General features: G+C 64.1%; 14 protein-coding genes. 10 read left to right on the top strand and 4 right to left on the bottom strand.

Annotation, left to right across the window (positions count from 1 at the left end; all coding sequences use genetic code 11):
- Positions 1 to 20 precede the first annotated feature (20 nt).
- Entirely contained in the window at positions 21 to 1,472 is a 1,452-nt protein-coding gene (gene cysG, locus ACVOLR_RS11020) for a siroheme synthase CysG (protein ID WP_481536447.1), read from the bottom strand.
- A gap of 179 nt (positions 1,473 to 1,651) precedes the next feature.
- Between cysG and ACVOLR_RS11015 the strand changes: the two genes are divergently transcribed.
- The 3 genes from ACVOLR_RS11015 (at position 1,652) to ACVOLR_RS11005 (ending at position 5,773) form a co-directional block, all read left to right on the top strand.
- A complete protein-coding gene (locus ACVOLR_RS11015; RefSeq protein ID WP_481536446.1) occupies positions 1,652 to 2,635 on the top strand; it encodes a LysR family transcriptional regulator in 984 nt (327 codons plus the stop codon).
- A gap of 559 nt (positions 2,636 to 3,194) precedes the next feature.
- Positions 3,195 to 3,644, top strand: a complete 450-nt coding sequence (locus tag ACVOLR_RS11010) for a DUF2946 family protein (RefSeq protein WP_481536445.1) — start codon at positions 3,195 to 3,197, stop codon at positions 3,642 to 3,644.
- A 68-nt stretch (positions 3,645 to 3,712) separates the two neighbouring features.
- Entirely contained in the window at positions 3,713 to 5,773 is a 2,061-nt protein-coding gene (locus ACVOLR_RS11005) for a TonB-dependent copper receptor (protein WP_481536444.1), read from the top strand.
- A 173-nt stretch (positions 5,774 to 5,946) separates the two neighbouring features.
- Here ACVOLR_RS11005 and ACVOLR_RS11000 read toward each other — a convergent pair whose 3' ends face one another.
- The 3 genes from ACVOLR_RS11000 to ACVOLR_RS10990 all read right to left on the bottom strand — a co-directional run bounded on the left by ACVOLR_RS11000 (position 5,947) and on the right by ACVOLR_RS10990 (position 10,300).
- On the bottom strand, positions 5,947 to 6,678 hold the full coding sequence (locus ACVOLR_RS11000) for a phosphoadenylyl-sulfate reductase (protein WP_481536443.1): 732 nt from the start codon (positions 6,676 to 6,678) through the stop codon (positions 5,947 to 5,949).
- Complete coding sequence (gene cysI, locus ACVOLR_RS10995) at positions 6,675 to 8,381, bottom strand: assimilatory sulfite reductase (NADPH) hemoprotein subunit (protein ID WP_481536442.1); 1,707 nt, start codon at positions 8,379 to 8,381, stop codon at positions 6,675 to 6,677. Before cysI ends, ACVOLR_RS11000 begins: the two co-directional genes overlap by 4 nt.
- An 83-nt stretch (positions 8,382 to 8,464) precedes the next feature.
- Positions 8,465 to 10,300, bottom strand: a complete 1,836-nt coding sequence (locus ACVOLR_RS10990) for an assimilatory sulfite reductase (NADPH) flavoprotein subunit (protein WP_481536441.1) — start codon at positions 10,298 to 10,300, stop codon at positions 8,465 to 8,467.
- 200 nt (positions 10,301 to 10,500) lie between these two features.
- Between ACVOLR_RS10990 and cysD the strand changes: the two genes are divergently transcribed.
- The 7 genes from cysD to ACVOLR_RS10955 all read left to right on the top strand — a co-directional run bounded on the left by cysD (position 10,501) and on the right by ACVOLR_RS10955 (position 20,836).
- On the top strand, positions 10,501 to 11,412 hold the full coding sequence (cysD, locus tag ACVOLR_RS10985; RefSeq protein WP_481536440.1) for a sulfate adenylyltransferase subunit CysD: 912 nt from the start codon (positions 10,501 to 10,503) through the stop codon (positions 11,410 to 11,412).
- A complete protein-coding gene (cysN, locus tag ACVOLR_RS10980) occupies positions 11,412 to 13,289 on the top strand; it encodes a sulfate adenylyltransferase subunit CysN (RefSeq protein ID WP_481536439.1) in 1,878 nt (625 codons plus the stop codon). The genes cysD and cysN overlap by 1 nt, the downstream gene beginning before the upstream one ends.
- A gap of 332 nt (positions 13,290 to 13,621) precedes the next feature.
- Complete coding sequence (locus tag ACVOLR_RS10975; protein ID WP_481536481.1) at positions 13,622 to 14,740, top strand: efflux RND transporter periplasmic adaptor subunit; 1,119 nt, start codon at positions 13,622 to 13,624, stop codon at positions 14,738 to 14,740.
- The gene (locus tag ACVOLR_RS10970) at positions 14,737 to 17,862 is read left to right on the top strand and encodes an efflux RND transporter permease subunit (protein ID WP_481536438.1); all 3,126 of its coding nucleotides are present in this window, start codon (positions 14,737 to 14,739) and stop codon (positions 17,860 to 17,862) included. The genes ACVOLR_RS10975 and ACVOLR_RS10970 overlap by 4 nt, the downstream gene beginning before the upstream one ends.
- Positions 17,855 to 18,391: a GNAT family N-acetyltransferase gene (locus ACVOLR_RS10965; RefSeq protein WP_481536437.1), complete on the top strand. Its 537-nt coding sequence runs from the start codon at positions 17,855 to 17,857 to the stop codon at positions 18,389 to 18,391. The genes ACVOLR_RS10970 and ACVOLR_RS10965 overlap by 8 nt, the downstream gene beginning before the upstream one ends.
- A gap of 147 nt (positions 18,392 to 18,538) precedes the next feature.
- Positions 18,539 to 19,984: an alanine/glycine:cation symporter family protein gene (locus ACVOLR_RS10960; RefSeq protein WP_481536480.1), complete on the top strand. Its 1,446-nt coding sequence runs from the start codon at positions 18,539 to 18,541 to the stop codon at positions 19,982 to 19,984.
- A gap of 15 nt (positions 19,985 to 19,999) precedes the next feature.
- Positions 20,000 to 20,836, top strand: coding sequence for a TrmH family RNA methyltransferase (locus ACVOLR_RS10955; protein WP_481536436.1), 837 nt, complete (start codon positions 20,000 to 20,002; stop codon positions 20,834 to 20,836).
- The last annotated feature ends 114 nt before the right edge of the window (positions 20,837 to 20,950 follow it).

Raw genomic sequence — 20,950 nt, 5'->3', positions numbered from 1 at the left:
TGAAATCTCCGGGGAGGTGGTCAGGCGGCGTCGGCCAGTGTGGGCGGTGCTGTCTTTGCGGAAAGTGAGGAAACAGTAGGCGTTGCGTGCAGCGGGGCGTCGCCGAACCAATGCAGTTCATCGGCCAGCGCCGCCACGTCGCCGAGGATCAGCAGCGCCGGCGACTTAACATCATGCTGGGCGGCGGCCTCGGGCAGCTGGCGCAGTTGCCCGCTGACCACGCGTTGGTTGGCACGTGAGCCGTTCTCGACCAAGGCGAATGGCGTGCTGGCCGCCAGCCCGGCGCCGAGCAGGTGGCTGCGGATCTGCGCCAGCGCGGCAACGCCCATGTAGAACACCAGGGTCTGTCGCGGTTCTGCCAGTGCTTTCCAATCCAGCGTATCCAGCGAGTCCTTGCAGTGCGCGGTGACCAGTCGCAGCTGCTGGGCGTGATCGCGGTGGGTCAGCGGAATGCCGGCGTAGGCGGCGCAGGCCAGCGCGGCGGTGATGCCGGGCACCACTTCGAAGGCGATGCCATGGCTGCGCAGGAACTGCAGTTCTTCGCCGCCACGGCCGAACACGAAGGCATCGCCGCCTTTGAGCCGTACAACGCGCTTGCCAGCGCGGGCATGCTCCAGCATCAGCGCATGGATATGTTCCTGCGCGGTGCTATGGCCCTGCGCGGATTTGCCTACTTCGATGAAGTCGGCATCGCGCCGGGCGAGTCGCAAAACCTCGGCGCTTACCAGACGGTCATGCAGGATCACATCGGCCTGATTCAGTGCGCGCAGCGCGTTGAGGGTGAGTAGGCCGGGATCGCCGGAGCCTGCGCCAACCAGTACCACCGAGCCAGGATGAACCGGCGCTTCGGCCGCGAGGTCCATCAGCAGCTGGGTTTCGGCAGCAATCGACTGGCGTGCGCGCAGCAGGCCGAGCAGCGGGCCTTCAATCAGCCGATCGAAGAAGCGACGGCGCGCGGCCAACTCGGGGAAGCGCTCGCGGATAAGCCCGCGTTTGCGGCTGACCAGCTGCGCCAACTGGCCCCAGGCCTGATCAAACAGTTCCTCGATCTGGCGGCGCACATGCCGCGCCACCATCGGCGCACCACCGCCGCTGGAAATGGCGATCTGCAGCGGTCCGCGTTCGACCACTGCCGGTACATGGAACCCGGACAGGGCCGCATCATCGACCACATTGACGAACAGCCGGCGGACCTCGGCGGCGTCGGCGACCGCGCGGTTGATGGCGGTATCGTCGGTGGCGGCAATCACCAACCAGATCGCCTGGTCCAGCCAGGCCGGATCAAACTGACCATTCAACCATTGGATGCGGCCGGCATTGGCCAATTGCTGCAGCGCCGGGCTCAAGGCCGGTGCGCCGACCCGGGGCAGGGCGCCAGCACGCAGCAGCGCCTCGGTTTTACGCTCGGCTACCGCGCCCCCGCCAACGACCAGCACGGCCCGACCTTTGAGGTCGGCAAACAGGGGGAACAAGGGGCTGTCCAAGGCGATGGCGGAGGTAGTCGGAGTAAGGACCGTGACCGTAGCGCTGGCCCCGCAGCGCCGGAAATGAAAACCGCCCCACGTCAGATAACTTTAGGTTATAAGTATCGAGACCGTTTTGGCCTACATTCTTCACAGTTCCTTACTGAAGATCTCTCTCCAACACCGCGATGACACTTACCCAACTGCGTTACCTCGTTGCTATTGCCGATGCCGAGCTGAACATCACGCTCGCCGCGACACGGGTGCATGCCACCCAGCCGGGGTTGTCGAAACAGCTCAAACAGCTTGAAGACGAGTTGGGTTTCCTGTTGTTTGTCAGAAAAGGAAGAAGTCTTGAATCGGTAACGCCGGCCGGCGAGGAAGTGATCAACCGCGCGCGCAGCGTATTGTCCGAAGCCAACAACATCCGCACCTACGCAGCCAACCAGCGCCGCGAAAGCCACGGCCAGCTGATCCTGACCACCACCCATACGCAGGCACGCTTCGTACTGCCGCCAGCGGTTGCCCGCATCAAGCTGGCCTACCCGCAGGTCAGCGTGCATCTGCAGCAGGCTGCTGAAAGCGATGCACTGGATCTGCTGAGCCAGGGCGATGCGGATATCGCCATCATCAGTACTGCAGGTGGCGAACCGAGCACCGGTATTGCCGTGCCGCTGTATCGCTGGCGCAGGTTGGTGCTGGTGCCCAAGGGCCACCCGCTGGATCGTGCCGGGGTAACCCCTGACATGGCCGCATTGGCCAGCCATCCATTGATCAGCTATGAATCTTCCACCCGCACCAGTTCCTCGCTGCGTCGTGCATTTGCCGCGCTGGATCTGGAGCCGGACCTGACTTTGACCGCTTTGGACGCGGATCTGATCAAAACCTATGTACGCACCGGTTTGGGTGTTGGCTTGCTTGCGGAAATGGCGGTGAGCGCCAACGACACCGACCTGCGTGCATGGCCTGCACCGGCATCGATTCCAGAGTGCATCGCCTGGGCGGTATTGCCGCGCGATCGCGTCCTGCGTGATTACGCCTTGGAGCTGGTGCACGTGCTTGCACCGCAGATCGACAAGCGTGATCTGCGCCGGGTGTTGGATGGCAATCAGCAGGCCGATTGGCCGGTGCCGCCAACCTGGGAATCGTTGACGCAGACGATTACGGTCTAAGCAAAGCAGACCACCCGTAGTGCCGAGCCATGCTCGGCAGAGGCTTTCCTCGTAGACGGGCCGGATAGTGTGGGAGCGGCGTAAGCCGCGAAGCCATTGGTCCAACGGATTGCAGATGATCCGGTGATTTCATTGAAATCAGCTTCGTGGCTTACGCCGCTCCTACAACAGCCGTCGGGGTGAGGTATTGCTGGGAAAGTCCCTGCCGAGCATGGCTCGGCACTACTGTGCTTCACGCAAGCGCACAGGAGATCAGAGGTAGAGCGGAGCCATGCTCCGCTGATGCTCTACCCGTAGACCGTGACCAATCTTGTGGGAGCGGCGTAAGCCGCGAAGCTGGTGGTCAGTCGGGTTGTAGATGATTTGGCCATTTCATTGAAGTCAGCTTCGCAGCTTACGCCGCTCCTGCGACAGCCGTCGGGGTGAGGCATTGCTGGGAAAGCCCCCTGCCGAGCATGGCTCGGCACTACGGACTACCGGTGTGAATGGGGTGTGCGGCAAACGGTCGCACCTTTTGCGGCAGTCTCTGCATTTGTCGTGCCGATAAAATGTGCGGGTCATGCGTTCGGTTCGCTTCCAATCCTTTTTGCTTGTGCTGGCCTTTGCCGCTGCCTTGTTGATGGCAGTTGCGCCGGTGGTCAGCCGCTGGCTGCAATCCCAGCAGCTGCCGATGAACGCAATGGATCATGCCGCGCATGAAGTCGCGATGCCTATGCCTGCCGATGCGCATGCCGGGCATCACGACATGCAGCACATGTCGCACGCAGCTACTGCACTGGCGGCAACAGATGTGAAGCCTTCGCCGCCCGCCGATCCCCACGCCGCTCATGGCGAAGCCTGCGACTACTGCACCATGGCTTCGCGCCTACTGCCATGGTTGGCGGTGATCCTGATACTGGCACCGTTGCTGTATCGACTGACGCCACAATCTCCCCGCAAAACACTTCGCCTCGTCAGCCTGCGCTGGCCCGCGCATCCGCCACGCGGGCCGCCCGTACTCTCCAGATAACGCCACCTTTCCTGTTTGCCGCGCGCTGCTGTTGAGCAACGCGCGGTCGTGTCGTATTGGAGAATTGCATGAAATCCCTTTCCCGTATGCCGGGTGCTCCGGCATGCCTGTCTGTCTGCGTCTGCATGGCGCTGTTTCCATCTCTCGCCCACGCTGCCGAGCGTGATCTGACCCAAACCCTGGACACGCTGGTGGTTACCGCCGCAGCACCCTCTTCGCCGCTGCAATGGGTCACCGATCCGCGCCTGCCACGGCAGCCGGTGCCGGCCAGTGATGGCGCCGACTACCTGAAGACCGTGCCTGGTTTCTCGGCGTTCCGTAACGGCGGCACCAATGGCGACCCGGTACTGCGTGGCATGTCCGGCTCGCGACTGAATATTCTCAGCAACGACGGCAACCTGATCGGTGCCTGCCCGTCACGCATGGACAATCCGCTGTCGTATATCGCGCCGGAAACCTATGACCGATTGACCGTCATCAAAGGCCCGCAGAGCGTGCGCTGGGGCGCGGGGGCTTCAGCTGGCACGGTGCGCTTCGAGCGTGAAACGCCGCGTTTCGATAGCCCGGGCATGGAGTTGAAGGCCAGTGCCTTGGGTGGTTCCAACAATCGCAATGATCAGATGCTGGATGCAACGTTTGGTAGCAGTCCCGGCTACGTGCGGGTCAACGGCAACCGCTCCGAGTCCGATGATTACCGTGATGGCAATGGCGATGTAGTGCCGTCGCGGTGGCGCAAGTGGAACGCCGATGCCGCTATCGGTTGGACACCGGATGCTGACACCGTGGTGGAGCTCACCGCTGGCACGGGTGATGCGATTGCCCGTTACGCCGGCCGTGGCATGGATGGCGCCGCATTCAAGCGCGACAGCTATGGTCTGCGTTTCGAGCGCGAGAACCTGCCGGGCGCGTGGGACAAACTGCAGGCCAATCTGTACTACAACAATGCAGATCACTTGATGGACAACTACACGCTGCGCACGCCCAATCCGGCCAGCAGCATGCCGATGCCGATGGCTTCGAATGTGGAGCGGCGCACCAGCGGCGGCCGCGTCAGTAGCGAATGGCGCTGGCAGGATGTGGCAGTCGTCGCCGGCATCGATGCGCAGGACAGTCGTCATCGCAGTCGCAACGGCATGGGGCGCAATACCTGGCAGCAGACGCCGTGGAAGCGTGATGCAGATTTCAGCAGCCAGGGCGTTTTCACCGAACTGACCTTGGGCGAAGGAACGCCACAGCGCTGGATCAGTGGTTTGCGGTTGGACAAGGCGACGGTCAAGGATCGGCGGGCGACGACCGGCATGATGAGCATGCCAAATCCAACGGCGGGGCAACAGCGTCAGGAAGATCTCGGCAGCGGCTTCCTTCGTTACGAGCGCGATCATGGTCAGGCCTGGACCTGGTACGCAGGCATCGGCCACAGCGAGCGCATGCCTGATTACTGGGAGTTGTTCTCGGCCAATGCCGGGCCAGTCGGCAGCGTCAACGCGTTCTCGGGCGTGAAGCCGGAGCAGACCACGCAGTTGGACCTGGGCGTGCAGTTCCGCAGCGAGAGGCTCGATGCCTGGGTGTCGGCGTATGCCGGGCGCCTGCAGGACTACATCCTGTTCCAGTACCGCAGCGGCGGCATGATGGGCAGCAGCACCCAGGCCCGCAATGTGGACGCGCGCATTGCCGGAGCCGAAGCAGGTTTGGAGTGGCGACCGACGCAGGCGTGGAAGCTTGGCAGCACGTTGGCCTATGCCTGGGGTGAGAACCGCAGCGAGAACAGGCCGCTGCCACAGATTCCTCCGTTGGAAGGGCGCTTCTCTGCATCGTACGAACAGGCGCGCTGGTCGGTGGGGGCATTGTTGCGTGCGGTCAGCCGGCAGAACCGTGTGGCGCAGGATGAGGGCAATGTAGTCGCGCGGGACCTGGGGCCGAGTGCGGGTTTTGCGACCTTGTCACTCAATGGCGCCTATCGGATCAATGACGGGTTGCGTGCCAGCGTTGGCGTGGACAATCTGTTTGATCGCGCCTATGCCGAGCATCTGAATCTGGCCGGTAGCGCAGATTTCGGGTTTCCCGCGGATCCGGTGCGGATCAATGAGCCGGGGCGCTCGTTCTGGTTGAAGTTGGATTACCGGTATTGAAGCAAGGACGCCCGCCTCGGAGAGGAGGGCGTCGAGATTGCTGTAATGCTGCTGTGGGAGCGGCGTGAGCCGCGAAGCTGATTATCCAGGTCGAATTACACGCAAGACCCGATGCAGCAGTGGCTTCGCGGCTTACGCCGCTCCCACAAACCTGTGGGCTGCGCAACGTTGACTCAAATCTCTTCGTGCAGGCCGCACTCACGCTTCAAACCAAAGAAGCGGGTGTCTTCTTCGCGCATGCCGGCTTCCCAGCGGCGGGTGGTGTGGTAGTCGCCGATGGAGACGTAGCCCTGTTCCCACAGCGGGTGGTAGGGCAGTTTGTGCTCCTGCAGGTACTTCCACACGTCGCGGTCGCTCCAATCTGCAATCGGGTTGACCTTGAAGCGCTCGCCACGGCGCTGCAGCACCGGCGTATTGGCTCGGCTTGCCGACTGGCTGCGGCGCAGACCGGTGAACCAGGTGCCTACCTGCAGATCGTCGAGGGCACGCTTCATCGGCTCGACCTTGCGCAGGTTGTTGTACTGCTCGATGCCGACCACGCCTTGTTCCCACAGGCGGCCATGGCGCGCTTCCATCCAGGCGCGGCTCACCTGCGGGCGGTAGACCTTGAGGTTGAGCTTGAGCCGGTCGGTCAGCTCGTCGGCGAAGCGGTAGGTCTCCGGGAACAGGTAACCAGTGTCGATCAGGATTACCGGTACATCCGGACGCTGGCTGCTGAGCAGGTGCAGGGTCACCGCCGACTGCGCGCCGAAACTCGACGACAGCACGTGCGCGCCGGGTGCGTTCTGCAGTGCCCATTCCACACGCTGCTGCGCGTTCATCGAATCGAGCAGGGTATTGAGCGGGCCCAGGTCGTCAGGCAGGGTTACCGACGGGTTGTGAGAGGTTTTGGGCAGGGCGCTCATGCTTGCAGTTCCACGGATATCTGGCGGTGAGTGGGGTATGGAGGAAGGGTGACGATGCCGGCCCGGTGCAGGAAATCACCGAAGCCTTCGCTGCCGTCGCGCTCACCGGAATAGCGGGCGAACAGTGGCGCCAGTGCGTCAAGGATTTCCGGCTCGGTGATGTTCTCGCGGTACAGCGTGTTGAGACGTTGGCCGCGATGATCGGCGCCCAGCATCAGGTTGTAACGGCCCGGTGCCTTTCCAACCAAGGCGATCTCGCCAAGGTAAGGACGCGAGCAGCCATTCGGGCAGCCGGAGATGCGCAGCAGGATCGGTGCGTCGGTCAGCTGATGCTGTTCCAGCAGCGGCTGCAGCTTGGCGCTGAAGTCCGGCAGGTAGCGTTCGGCTTCGGCCATGGCCAAACCGCAGGTGGGCAGGGCGACGCAGGCCATCGCGGCACGTGCCAGCGCGGTCGGGGCGCGGTTGCCGATATCCAGTCCGGCGCTTTGCACGAGGGCATCAATCTGTGCGCGTTGTGCAGCGGGCACGCCGGCGATGACCAGGTTCTGGTTGCCGGTCATGCGGAACTCGCCTTCAACAAAACGGGCGATTTCGCGCAGGGCGGTCAGGTGCGGGGCACCGGCTACATCAGCAATGCGCCCAGCCTGCAGCGACAGGGTCAGGTGCCAGCGGCCATCGTCGCCTTCGACCCAGCCGTAGCGGTCGCCGCTGTGGTCGAACGGGGCAGCACGCGAGGGCGCGAAGCGGATACCCGCGCGTCGCTCGATCTCGGCCACGACCGTGTCCAGGCCGTGGTCGTCGATGGTGTACTTGAAGCGCGCGCGCTTGCGCAGTTCGCGGTTGCCCAGGTCGCGCTGGGTGGTAACGGTTGCGGTGGCGACATCGAGCAGTGCGTCGCGCGGAATGAAGCCGACGCTGTTGGCAATGCGCGGATAGGTTTCGGCATCGCCGTGGGTAGCGCCCATGCCGCCGCCGATGGTCACGTCATAGCCGAGCAGCTCGCCGGTAGCATCGAGCACGCCGATGAAGCCCAGGTCGTTGGCATAGACGTCAACATCGTTGAGCGGCGGCAGCGCGAAGCCAATCTTGAACTTGCGCGGCAGGTAGCGTGCGCCATAGATCGGCTCTTCCTCGGCACCGCTGCCGGCCACGCGTTCTTCGTCCAGCCAGATTTCGTAATAGGCGCGGGTGTTGGGCAGCAGGTGCTCGGAGGTGCGCGCAGCGTCCGTGTACAGGGTTGCGTGTGCGCTGGACAGCAGCGGGTTGGCGGCAACCAGAACGTTGCGGTTGACGTCACCGCAGGCGGCCAGGGTGTCGATCAAAGCAGCGTTGATCGCCTGCATGGTCGCCTTCAGCTCGCGCTTGATCACGCCATGGAACTGGAAGGCCTGGCGGGTGGTGATGCGCAGCGAATGGTTGCCGTAGCGGGTGGCGATGCTGTCCAGCTTCAGCCACTGCTCGGGGCTGATCACGCCGCCGGGGGTGCGGGTGCGGATCATGAACTGGTAGGCCGGCTCGAGCTTCTGCCGGCGGCGCTCATCGCGCACGTCGCGGTCGTCCTGCTGGTAGCTGCCGTGGTATTTGATCAGGGTCTGGTCATCTTCCCGCAATGCGCCAGTGACAGGATCGGCCAGGCTTTCCAGCAGGGATCCGCGCAAGCGGTTGCTGTCGGCCTTGATGTTTTCAACGGAGTGGGTGCTCATTCTTTTCGCTATCTGGAATCAGAGATTGTAGGAGCGGCGTCAGCCGCGAAGCCGGTGCTGGATCAGATCGCAGCGTTCAAGCCTCAATACACATCCCGTCCATAGCGCCCCTCCGTGTGCAGTCGAGTCAGATAGTCGCGGGCGTCGTCTTCATCCAGCCCGCCGTGTTCGCGCAGTACATCCAGCAGTGCTGCATGCACGTCCTTGCCCATGGCGATGGCGCCGCACACATACAGGTGTGCGCCGTTCTGCAGCCAGTCGTACAAATCCTTGCCGCGGGTACGCAGGCGCTGCTGCACGTAAATCTTGTCGGCTTGGTCCCTTGAGAAAGCAAGGTCAAGACGATCCAGTTCCTTGCGCCGCAGCGCGTCCTGCCATTCGCTCTGGTACAGGAAGTCGGTATTGAAGTGACGCGCGCCGAAGAACAGCCAGTTGCGGCCGGTGGCGCCGATCTCGGCACGTTCCTGCACGAAGCCGCGGAACGGCGCGACGCCGGTGCCGGGGCCAATCATGATGATGTCGCGGCTGCTGTCGGCCGGTACCCGGAAGCGTTCATTGGCTTCGATATAGACCGGCAGTTGCGCGCCTTCTTCCAGTGCACTCAGGAAGCCGCTGGCGGCGCCTACGTGCTCGCTGCCATGGGCGTGGTAGCGCAGTTCGTCGACGGTCAGATGTACTTCTTCGCCAACCCGCTTGCGGCTGGAGGCGATGGAGTACAGGCGCTGAGCGGCGGGACGCAGGGTGCCGAGCAGGGCTTCGGCGTTCCACTCGGCTGGCCAGCGGCGCAGCACGTCGACCAGTTGATGGTCTTCAAATACGGAGGCCAGTTCGCTCTTCTGTGCCGGATCGAGCAGGCGGGCCAGTTCCGGATGCGCGCTACGCTCGGCCACTGACGTCAGCAGTGGGCGTGAGATGCGGGTCAGTTCACGGTGCTCGCCCAGCCATTGCGCCAGCGGCCGGCTGTGGCCGTCGTGTTCGATCTGCAGCGCGCCATCAAGGCCGGTGACGTCCAGCACAGCCTCGACCAGTTCGGCCGGGTTGCGGTGCACGATGCCAAGCGCGTCGCCGGGTTCGTAGTGCAGGCCGCTGCCTTCCAGCGAAAGCTCAAGGTGATGCACGGACTTGGCAGCATTGCCGTATTTGGCATAGGCCGGGCCCTTGAAGTCGCGACCGCTGATGACCTGGCGCGACAGTAGTTCGGCACTGAACGGGTGCAGGGCGGTCCACGCGCCGGCATGGCGCAGGGGAGTGACATTGCTGGGCGTAGCGGTGACGGTTTCGCCGATCACAGTGCGGGCATTGATCAGTGCCTGGCTGCGCCACGGCGTGACCACGCTGTCGATGTCCAGGTCGGCTTCGCCCACTTCCTGCAGGCGGGTGGCGCCCAGCTCGGCCAGGCGGCTGTCGAGCTTGCGGGCGATGCCGCAGAACTCCACATAGCTGGAGTCGCCAAGACCCAGCACGGCGTACTTCAGCTCCGGCAGCTTGGGCGCACGCTTGCCGGCAATGAATTCGACCAGGCCGATGGCGTCGTCCGGCGGGTCGCCTTCGCCCTGGGTGCTGATGACGATATAGAGCAGGCGCTCGTTGGCCAGCTCACGAGTGGCGTAGGCATCGGCGCGGACTACCCGCACCGGCAGGCCGGCCGCTTCAGCCTCCGCGGCCAGTTGCTCGGCAGCGCGGCGGGCGTTGCCGGTCTGGCTGCCATAGACCACGGTGAGCCGGGTCTGCGCTGGCTGTGCGGCTTGGCCGCCGGAGATGACGGTAAGGGCAGTGGGAGAGGTACCCTGCGCCAACCCGGCGGCAAACCCGGACAGCCACCACAGGCTGTTGCCATCCAGACCGGCTACCAGTTGCGACAGCAGGACCCTGCGGTCTTCGGGCAAGGGGCTGGGTGGCACGGTAGCGGCGGCGGTCATTTCCATTCCGGTCTAGGTAGGGATGACCGATGCTAGGTACAGCGCGCCATCAGGGGAAAGGAGCAGCGGTTATCGCTTCATGCCCTGCGTTTATTTCAATCGGCGCAGTGTCCCCTCCACACTCGGCGGACTGTCCGGAGTCCCGTCCGGCTTCGCTGCTACTCTTGCCCTCGGGCCCCGCCTCCTTGATTCGGCACGCAATGACCGCCTCTGCACCCCTGTCACACCTCGACCGCCTGGAAGCGGAGAGCATCCATATCCTGCGTGAAGTCGCCGCCGCCTTTGACAACCCGGTGCTGATGTACTCGGTGGGCAAGGACAGCTCGGTTCTGCTGCATCTGCTGCTGAAGGCGTTCGCGCCGGGCGTGCCGCCGATCCCGCTGCTGCACGTGGATACGCGCTGGAAATTCGGCGAGATGATCGCCTTCCGTGACCGCCGGGTGGCCGAGACCGGCACTGAGCTGCGGGTGCATATCAACCCGGATGGCATTGCCCGCGACATCGGCCCGGTCAGCCACGGTCCCAGCGTGCATACCGATGTGATGAAGACCCAGGGCCTGAAGCAGGCCTTGGACAAGTGGAGGTTCGATGCCGCCATCGGCGGTGCGCGCCGCGACGAAGAGAAGTCGCGGGCCAAGGAGCGGGTGTTCTCGTTCCGCAATGACCGCCACCGCTGGGACCCGAAGAACCAGCGTCCGGAGCTGTGGAACCTGTACAACGCCCGTATCCATCAGGGTGAGAGCGTGCGTGTGTTCCCGCTGTCGAACTGGACCGAGCTGGACATCTGGCTCTATATCTACCGCGAGAAGATCCCGGTGGTGCCGCTATACCTCGCCGCCGAACGACCCGTCGTCGAGCGCGACGGCAGCCTGATCATGGTCGATGACGAACGCCTGCCGCTGCATCCGGGCGAAGTGCCACAGCTGCGCAAAGTGCGTTTCCGCACGCTGGGCTGCTATCCGCTGACCGGTGCAATCGAGTCCGAAGCCGATACCTTGGAAAAGATCATCGCCGAAATGCTGGTCTCGACCAGTTCCGAGCGGCAAGGCCGGCTGATCGACCACGACCAGTCCGCATCGATGGAGAAGAAGAAGTTGGAAGGGTATTTCTGATGAGCGCCGTGACCACTTCTTCCGACATCGCCGCCTACCTCAAAACCCACGAAACCAAGCCGCTGCTGCGCTTCATCACCTGCGGCAGCGTCGACGACGGCAAGAGCACCCTGATCGGCCGCCTGCTGTACGAAAGCAAGCGCTTGTTCGATGACCAGCTGTCCGCGCTGGAAGCAGACAGTCGTCGTCATGGCACCCAGGGCGAGCGCATCGATTACGCATTGCTGCTTGACGGGCTGGCCGCCGAGCGCGAGCAGGGCATCACCATCGACGTGGCCTACCGCTACTTCGATACCGACCGCCGCAAATACATCGTCGCCGACTGCCCCGGGCATGAGCAGTACACCCGCAACATGGCTACCGGTGCCTCGACTGCCGACGTGGCGGTGGTGCTGGTGGATGCGCGCAAAGGCCTGCTGACCCAGACCCATAGACACAGCTACATCATCTCGCTGCTGGGCATTGGCCAGGTGGTGTTGGCGGTGAACAAGATGGATCTGGTCGATTACGACCAGTCCGTGTTTGAACGCATCGTCGCCGACTACCAGGCGCTTGCGGCACAGCTGGGGATTGCCAACGTGCAGGCGATTCCTTTGTCGGCGCTGGAAGGGCAGAACCTGTCCACGCGTTCGTCGGCGATGCCCTGGTATGGCGGTCCCAGCCTGATCGAGCACTTGGATACGGTCGAACTGAGCGCGCATGACGCCGCCAGCGGGCTGCGCCTGCCGGTTCAATGGGTCAATCGTCCCAACCAGGACTTCCGTGGCTTTGCCGGCACCATTGCCGCTGGTCAGGTGCGCGTGGGTGACGAAGTGGTGGTGCTGCCGTCGGCACGTCGCTCCACGGTCAAGCAGGTGCTGGGGCCGGATGGTCCGCTGGCAGTCGCCGCGACCGGGCAGGCGGTGACGCTGACCCTGGACGATGAAGTCGATGTCAGCCGCGGTGACGTGATCGCCGCTGCCGGTGATCCGCCGGAGGTGGCCGACCAGTTCGCCGCTCATGTGCTGTGGATGGACGATGCGGCCTTGTTGCCGGGCCGGCCGTACTGGCTGCAGATCGGCAGCCGCACCGTGGCCGCCAACATCAGCGAGATCAAACACCGCGTTGACGTGAATACGCAGGAACGCTTGGCCGCCAAACGCCTTGAGTTGAACGAGGTGGGCTACTGCAATCTGTCGCTGGACGAACCGGTGGCCTTCGCCCCGTATGCGCAGAACCGGGCATTGGGTGGCTTCATCCTGATCGACCGCCAGACCAACGCCACCGTCGCCGCCGGCACCCTGGATTTCGCCTTGCGTCGCGCTGGCAACGTGCATTGGCAGCATCTGGATGTGGACAAGGCCGCGCGGGCGCGGATCAAGGGCCAGCAGCCAAAGGTACTGTGGTTCACCGGTTTGTCGGGCGCGGGCAAGTCCACCGTCGCCAACCAGGTGGAAAAGCGCCTGCATGCGCAGGGGGTACATACCTTCCTGCTGGATGGTGACAACGTCCGTCATGGCTTGAACCGGGATCTGGGCTTCACCGACGAGGACCGCGTGGAGAACATCCGCCGCGTTGCCGAGGTAGCCAGGCTGATGGCCGATGCCGGGTTGGTGGTGCTGGTCAGCTTCATCTCGCCATTCCGCGCCGAGCGACAGATGGCGCGCGAACGTTTCGAGGATGGCGAGTTCATCGAAGTATTTGTCGATGTGCCGCTGGCAGTGGCCGAAGCGCGCGATGTGAAGGGCCTGTACCGCAAGGCCCGCGCCGGGCAGATCCCCAACTTCACCGGCATTGATTCGCCGTATGAAGCCCCGGAAGCCCCGGAACTGCACCTGCGGGCTGATACCGACAGCGTGCCGGTGATGGTGGAGCAGGTGTTGCAGGCGTTGCGCTGATTTGCCGGGAGTTGTGGTTTTGGGTTGTTGGTTGTGGGAGCGGCGTAAGCCGCGAAGCCACCGCACCGTCAGCGCCTGGATTCATCCGTAATTGCAGCTTCGCCCCCTCCCTTGCGCCGAAGGCGGAGGGGAGGGGTGAGCTCCCGCATTACGTGCGCAGGCCCCTGCCGAGCATGGCTCGGCACTACAGTTGAGGCTCTCCTGGGAAAGGCCCTGCCGAGCATGGCTCGGCACTACCGCTGCTCCAACCATGGTGTTCCCCCCCTAACGGCACATCCGGGCGTCATCTGGCACCGCTAGACTGCTTGATCGTGTATCAGATGGGACTGCGTATGTTCGGGCGATTTGCCGTCACCGTTGCGGGTGGCACTGTCTTGGCGCTGGCGTTGGCCGGATGCAACCGCAAGAACGCCGAGGCGCCACGGCAAGCCGCCGGCGCGGTGCTGGTCACCACCCAGGTCGTTGAAACCTCCCCGTGGAGCGATACGCTGCAGGCCAACGGCACTGCCAAGGCGCGCGAATCGATCATCGTCACCGCCAAGGTCAGCGAGATCATCGACAAGGTGCATTTCGAGAGTGGCCAGCAGGTCGCTACCGGTGCGCCGCTGGTGACGCTGCGCGGCCAGGCCCAGCAGGCTGCCCTGGCCCAGGCCCAGGCGACCTTCGCCGAGGCCGACCGGCTGTACAAGCGCCAGCGCGAATTGGCCGCGCAGCAGCTGGTTGCGCATTCAACCCTGGATACCCAGCAATCCATCCGTGACGCCGCCGAGGCCCGTGTGCAGCAGATGCGTGCCGATATCGGTGATCGCAGCGTGCGCGCGCCATTCGCTGGCGTATTGGGCATCCGCCAGGTCAGCCCGGGCTCGCTGGTCACCCCGACCACCGCGATCGCCACGCTGGATGACATCTCGCGCATGCATGTCGATTTCCAGGTGCCCGAAGCGCAGCTGTCCTCGCTGCAGAACGGCGACAAGGTCAGCGGCAGCAGCATCGCCTACCCGGGCCGGACGTTTGAAGGCACGGTCAGTACCATCGACGCACGCGTCGACCCGGGCAGCCGAGCGATTACCGTCCGCGCCGATTTCGACAACGCCGACCATGCGCTGCGCCCGGGTATGTTGCTGGACGTGCGCCTGTATCGTCCCGAGCGCGATGCGCTGGTGATTCCGGAAATCGCGGTGGTGCAGGTAGGTCGCGACTCTTACGTGTTCCGGGTCAAGCAGGATGAAAGCGTTGAGCGCGCCGACATCAAGGCTGGCACCCGCCGTGCCGGTGTGGTGGAAATCGTCGAAGGGCTGAAGGCGGGTGATCGCATCGTGGTCGATGGCACCGGCAAGCTACGCCCGGGTATCCGCATCCAGGATGACAAACCGGCCAAGGCCGCCGACGCGGCCGCGCCGCTGAAGCCGGCTGAAGTTGCCGCGCCGGCCAAGCTGGCGAATGCCGGATGAAGCTGTCCGACCTTTCGATCAAGCGGCCGGTACTGGCCGTGGTGATGAGCCTGTTGCTGCTGGTGCTGGGCATCATGTCGTTCACCCGCCTGACCCTGCGCGAGCTGCCAGCGATTGATCCGCCGATCGTCTCGGTGTCGGTGGACTACACCGGCGCCTCGGCGGCGGTGATCGAAAGCCGCGTCACCCAGGTGCTGGAAGATGCGCTGGCTGGTATCGAAGGCATCGATACCATCAACGCACGCAGCACCAATGGCCGTGCCTCGGTCAGCATCGAGTTCAACGCCAACCGCGACATCGAAGCAGCGGCAAACGACGTGCGCGATGCGGTCAGTCGTGTTGCCGACCGCATGCCGGAGGAAGCGCGGCCGCCGGAAATCGCTAAGGTCGAGAGCGATGCCGACCCGATCATCTGGTTCAACATGTCGTCCTCGGTGATGGATACGCTGGAGCTCAGCGATTACGCCGACCGCTATGTCGTCGACCGTTTCTCCAGCATCGACGGCGTCGCCCAGGTCCGCATCGGTGGCCGCCAGCGCTATGCGATGCGGGTGTGGCTGGACCGCGACCAGCTGGCTGCACGCGGCATGACCGTCAACGAAGTGGAAACCGCGCTGCGCAACGAGAACGTGGAGTTGCCGGCCGGCCGCATCGAATCGGCTGACCGCGATTTCACCCTGCGCGTCGAACGCAGCTACGTGGCCCCGGCCGACTTCGCCAGCATCCCGCTGGGCAAGGGCAATGACGGTTACGTGGTGCGCCTGGGCGATGTGGCCAAGGTCGAACTGGCCTCGTCCGAGCGTCGCGCCTATTTCCGCAGCAACGGCGAGCCGGGCATCGGTCTGGGCATCGTCAAGACCTCCACCGCCAATGCGCTGGACGTGGCGCGCGATACCCGCGCCGAAGCCGAGCGCATCGCCCAGACCCTGCCCAAGGGCACGCAGATCTTCGTTGCCTTCGACAACACGACCTTCATTGAAGCTGCCGTGGAGCGCGTTTACGCCACCTTGGTTGAAGCGATGATCCTGGTGCTGATCGTGATCTGGCTGTTCCTCGGCAGCCTGCGTGCGGCGGTGATTCCCGCGGTGACGGTGCCGGTGTGTCTGGTTGCCGCGTTCATCGCGCTGTTCGCGTTTGGTTTCTCGATCAACCTGTTCACCTTGCTGGCGCTGGTGCTGTGTATTGGCTTGGTGGTGGATGACGCCATCGTCGTGGTCGAGAACGTGCAGCGCCGCATCGACCTGGGCGAGCCACCGTTGGTGGCCGCCAAGCGCGGTACCGCGCAGGTCGCTTTTGCGGTGATCGCGACTACTGCGGTACTGGTCGCAGTGTTCCTGCCGGTTGGCTTCCTCGAAGGCAATACCGGCCGACTGTTCCGCGAGCTGGCGGTTGCACTCGCTGCAGCGGTGGCTCTGTCGGCCTTCGTCGCGCTGACGCTGACACCGATGATGGCGTCCAAGCTGCTCAAGCCACACAGCGAACAGAAGGTGAGTCGCCTGCATGGCTTCATCAATCGTCAGCTGGAGCGTTTGTCGGCAGCTTACGGCCGCGTGCTTGATCGCCATGTGCAGCGCAGCTGGATCTTCGGATTGGTGATGTTGGCTGCGCTCGGCGCCAGCTGGGGCCTGTTCAAGCTGATTCCCTCGGAGCTTGCGCCTGCCGAAGACCGTGGTTCGTTCCAGATCATGATCGATGGCCCGGAAGGTGCGGGCTACGACTACACCGTGGAGCAGGTTCAGCAGGTCGAGAAGATCGTCTCGCGCTTCGTCGGGCCGGAAGAACCCATCGTCCGCGCCAATCCGCGCGTGCCCGGTGGTTGGGGTAACAGCGAGGAAATGCATACCGGCCGCATGAGCGTATTCCTGCAGCCCTGGCGCAACCGCAGCGAAGCCACGGTGGATGTGGCCAATGACCTGCAGAAAGAGCTGAACGACCTCAGCGGCGTGCGCGTGCGCACGATGGTCGGTGGCGGCCTGGTGCGCAGCATGGGCCAGCCGTTCCAGATCGTGCTCGGCGGTCCGGAATATGCGGAAATCGCCCAGTGGCGTGATCGCCTGCTGGAGCGCATGGCCGACTATCCGGGCCTGGTCGGCGCGGATTCGGATTACAAGGAAACCCGGCCGCAGATGCGGGTCAACATCGACCGCCAGCGTGCGGCGGACCTGGGCATCTCGGTCACCGACATTGGCCGAGCGCTGGAAACCATGATGGGCTCGCGCCGCGTCACCACCTTCGTCGATAACGGTGAGGAATACGACGTGCTGGTGCAGGCAGGCCGCGAAGGCCGTACCTCGCCGGCCGACCTGTCGGCGATCCAGGTGCGTGCACGCTCGGGTGAACTGGTGCCGCTGTCCAACCTGGTCACGCTCAGTGAAGTTGCCGAGGCCGGCAGCCTCAACCGCTTCAACCGCCTGCGCTCGATCACCATCAGTGCCAACGTCGCCCCCGGTCACACCCTGGGCGAAACCATAGACTGGGCCAAGCAGGTTGCTGCCGAAGAACTGCCGGAATACGCGCAGATCGACTGGAAGGGTGAATCGCGCGAGTACCAGAGTGCAGGCAGCGCGGTGTTGCTGACCTTCGCGATGGCTTTGCTGGTGGTCTACCTGGTGCTGGCTGCGCAGTTCGAGAGCTTCATCCATCCGCTGGTAATCATGCTGACCGTGCCCTTGGGCGTGCTCGGCGCCTTTGTTGGTCTGTACCTCAGCGGCGGTACGCTCAACCTGTTCAGTCAGATCGGCATCGTCATGTTGGTGGGCTTGGCAGCGAAGAACGGCATCCTGATCGTCGAGTTCGCCAACCAGTTGCGCGATGAAGGCCGCAATGTGCACCAGGCCATCGTCGAGTCGTCGATGGTGCGCCTGCGGCCGATCCTGATGACCTCGATCGCCACCGTGGTTGGTGCGATCCCGTTGGTCGTGGCCGGCGGTCCTGGTTCGGCCAGCCGCGCCACCATCGGCATCGTGGTGATCTTCGGCGTCAGCGTGTCCACCTTCCTGTCGCTGTTCGTGGTGCCGGCGTTCTATGCCTTGCTGGCGCCGTATACCAAGTCACCGGAAACCGTGGCCAACGCGCTGGAAAAACTCGAGCGTGAGACACCTGCGGTTGGTGGCCATGCGTGAGCCGCTGCTCGGTGGTCGCGTCCAGTTGCGCCCCTGGCAGGCAGGGGACCTGGACGCACTGCTTGAGCATGCCAACGACGCGGCGGTATCACGGGGGCTGAGCACGCGCTTTCCCTATCCGTACACCCGCGCCGATGGGGAGGCGTTTCTGGGCGGACAGGTGCTGGACCTGCGGGGGCAGGTGTTCGCGCTGGTCATTGATGGCCAGGCCTGCGGCGGTATCGGGGTCACCCAGGGTAAGGCCGAGCGCCGCTATTCGGCGTCGTTGGGCTATTGGCTGGGCCGGCGCCATTGGGGCCAGGGCATCATGACCACGGTGGTCGGTGCCTACGTGCCGTGGGTGATGGATACCCTGGGGCTGGCACGGCTGTCTGCGCAGGTGATGGCTGGCAACCCGGCCTCGGCGCGGGTGCTGTTGAAGAATGGATTCGTAGAGGAGGGCACCGAGCGCCAATCGGTGTTCAAGGACGGGCAGCTGCATGACATGCGCTGCTTCGCCCAGATCAGGACATGGCTGCAATCCGCGTAAGGGCCCTGCACAACCGGGCTTAATCGTGGAAAAATCGGCCAGCCCCGGGATTCCGGGCTTTGGCTACCTTTCAGCTTTCCGGGGAATTACGTGGAATCCATCGTCGAAACGATCAACGGCATCATCTGGAGTAACGCGCTCATCTTCATGTGTCTGGGCGCGGGTCTGTGGTTCAGTGCGCGCACCCGCTTCATGCAGATCCGGGGTTTTGCCGAGATGTACCGGCTCACCATCCGTGGCGAGAAGTCCGACGCCGGCGTGTCCTCGTTCCAGGCGCTGGCCATGTCGATGGCCGGCCGCATGGGTATCGGCAATATCGCCGGCGTGGCCACGGCTATCGCCTACGGCGGCCCCGGTGCGATCTTCTGGATGTGGGTAATGGGCTTCCTCGGCGCCGCCACTTCTTACGTCGAATGCACCTTGGCGCAGATCTACAAGACCAAGGATGCCGAAGGCCGTTATCGCGGCGGCCCGGCTTACTACATCGAAAAAGCCATGGGCCTGAAGTGGTATGCGGCGGTCTTCGCCATCGCCACTGTCATCGCCGGTGGCTTCCTGCTGCCGGGCGTGCAGGCCAACGCCATTGCCGACAGTGCGGTCAACGTGCTGTGCACCGGCGCCAATGCCTGCGCCTCGGTGGGCGGCGCAGCCAGCATGAAGCTGTGGATCGGCTTGGCTGTGGCAGCGCTGCTGGGCATCATCATCTTCGGTGGTGTGAAGCGTATTGCCAGTTTCGCCGAGGTCGTGGTGCCGTTCATGGCACTGGGCTTCATCCTGATGGCGATCGTGGTGATGATGCTCAACGCCAGCAAGGTGCCGGCGATGTTCTCGGACATCTTCTCCAGTGCCTTCGGCGCACACGCAGCCTTTGGCGGCATCATCGGCCAGGCCATCGCCTGGGGCGTCAAGCGCGGCATCTATGCCAACGAAGCTGGCCAGGGCACCGGTCCGCACGCTGCTGCGGCCGCTGAGGTCTCGCACCCGGCCAAGCAGGGTTATGTGCAGGCATTCGCCATCTACTTCGACACCATGCTGGTCTGCACCTCGACCGCATTCCTGGTGCTGTCGACCGGCATGTACAACGTGTTCCGAGAAGTGACAGAAGGCGGCGTGACCAAGCTGGAAGCCATCATCACCGGCGTACCCGGCGTGCAGGCCTCCGAAGGCGCCCTGTTCACCCAGGCCGCTGTGGAGTCGGTGTTGCCGGGCTGGGGCGGCGGTTTTGTGGCCCTGGCGCTGTTCTTCTTCGCCTTCACCACGATCATGGCCTATTACTACATGGCCGAAACCAACCTGACCTACCTGGCTGGCAGCAACCGCACCCATCCGGCGGCGACCCTGGTGCTGCGCCTTGGCATCATGGCGATGGTGGTGTTTGGCGCTTACCACAATGCGAAAATGGCGTGGGCGCTGGGTGACATCGGCGTGGGCTTGATGGCCTGGCTGAACGTCATCGCCATCCTGATCCTGCAAAAGCCTGCCATGCTTGCACTGTCCGACTATGAGCGGCAGAAGAAGCTGGGCCTGGACCCGGTCTTCGACCCCGATGCACTGGGCATCAAAAATGCCGATTTCTGGCGTAGCAAGAAGTAATTCAAAGGAACCGCTGTGAGCAACCCCTGGAACAACCGTCGCCCTTCCTCGCGGCCACCCCGCGCAATTCCGGCTGCACCTTCGGCCGCACGTGAAGGCGACGGTGTCCCGGTACGCGGCGGTGATGAAATGCGTCTGTACGGCGTCAATGCCGTGCAGGCGATGTTTGCCAAGCGCCCGCAGGCGCTGCGCAAGCTGTATCTGGCCGAGGACATGATCCCGCGACTGCAGCCGGTGCTGAAGTGGTGTGTGGCCAACCGCGTGGGTTACCGCGTGGTCGGCGATGGCGACCTCAACAAGCTGGCCGCGACCACCCACCACGAAGGCCTGGTGGCCGACGTGCAGAAGCAGGAGCCGCTGCCGTTGGCGACCTGGTTGGCCTCGTTGCAGGATGGCCCGGCGCTGGCCTTGTGGCTGGATGGTGTAGGCAACCCGCATAACTTCGGCGCCATCCTGCGCTCGGCCGCGCACTTTGGAGTCAAGGGGATACTGTTGCCGGCTGACTCGACGCTGGCACTGTCCGGCGCCGCCGCGCGCGTGGCCGAAGGTGGCGCCGAGTCGGTGCCGCTGGTGCGTCTGCCGGCTTTGCCGCAGGCCGTGGCGCAGCTGCGTGATGCCGGTTTCGGCCTGGCTGCGACCTTGGTTGCTGATGGCGACAACGTCTTCACCACCGAGCTGCCGGAGCGCATGGTGTACGTGATGGGTGCTGAAAGCGAAGGCATGGACCGCGACTTCGCCCAGAGCTGTGATCTGCGCCTGTCGATTCCGGGTAGCGGCGCGGTGGAAAGCTTGAACGTCGCCTCGGCGACGGCAGTATTCCTGGCCAGCTGGAACAGCCGCAAGCAGCGCTGAAAGATGCAAATGTAGTGGGGGGGGCGGGGGGGGCGGGGGGGGGTGTGTTGTGGGGACTGGCCCGACGGGGCGGGGGGCGCCCCAACCCCCAACAAAACAGCGCCCCGGCGGGCG

The organism is Stenotrophomonas sp. STEN030 (assembly GCF_056759995.1).
Note: the sequence above shows the minus strand (reverse complement) of the source record. Positions and strands in the feature narration are given on the sequence as shown.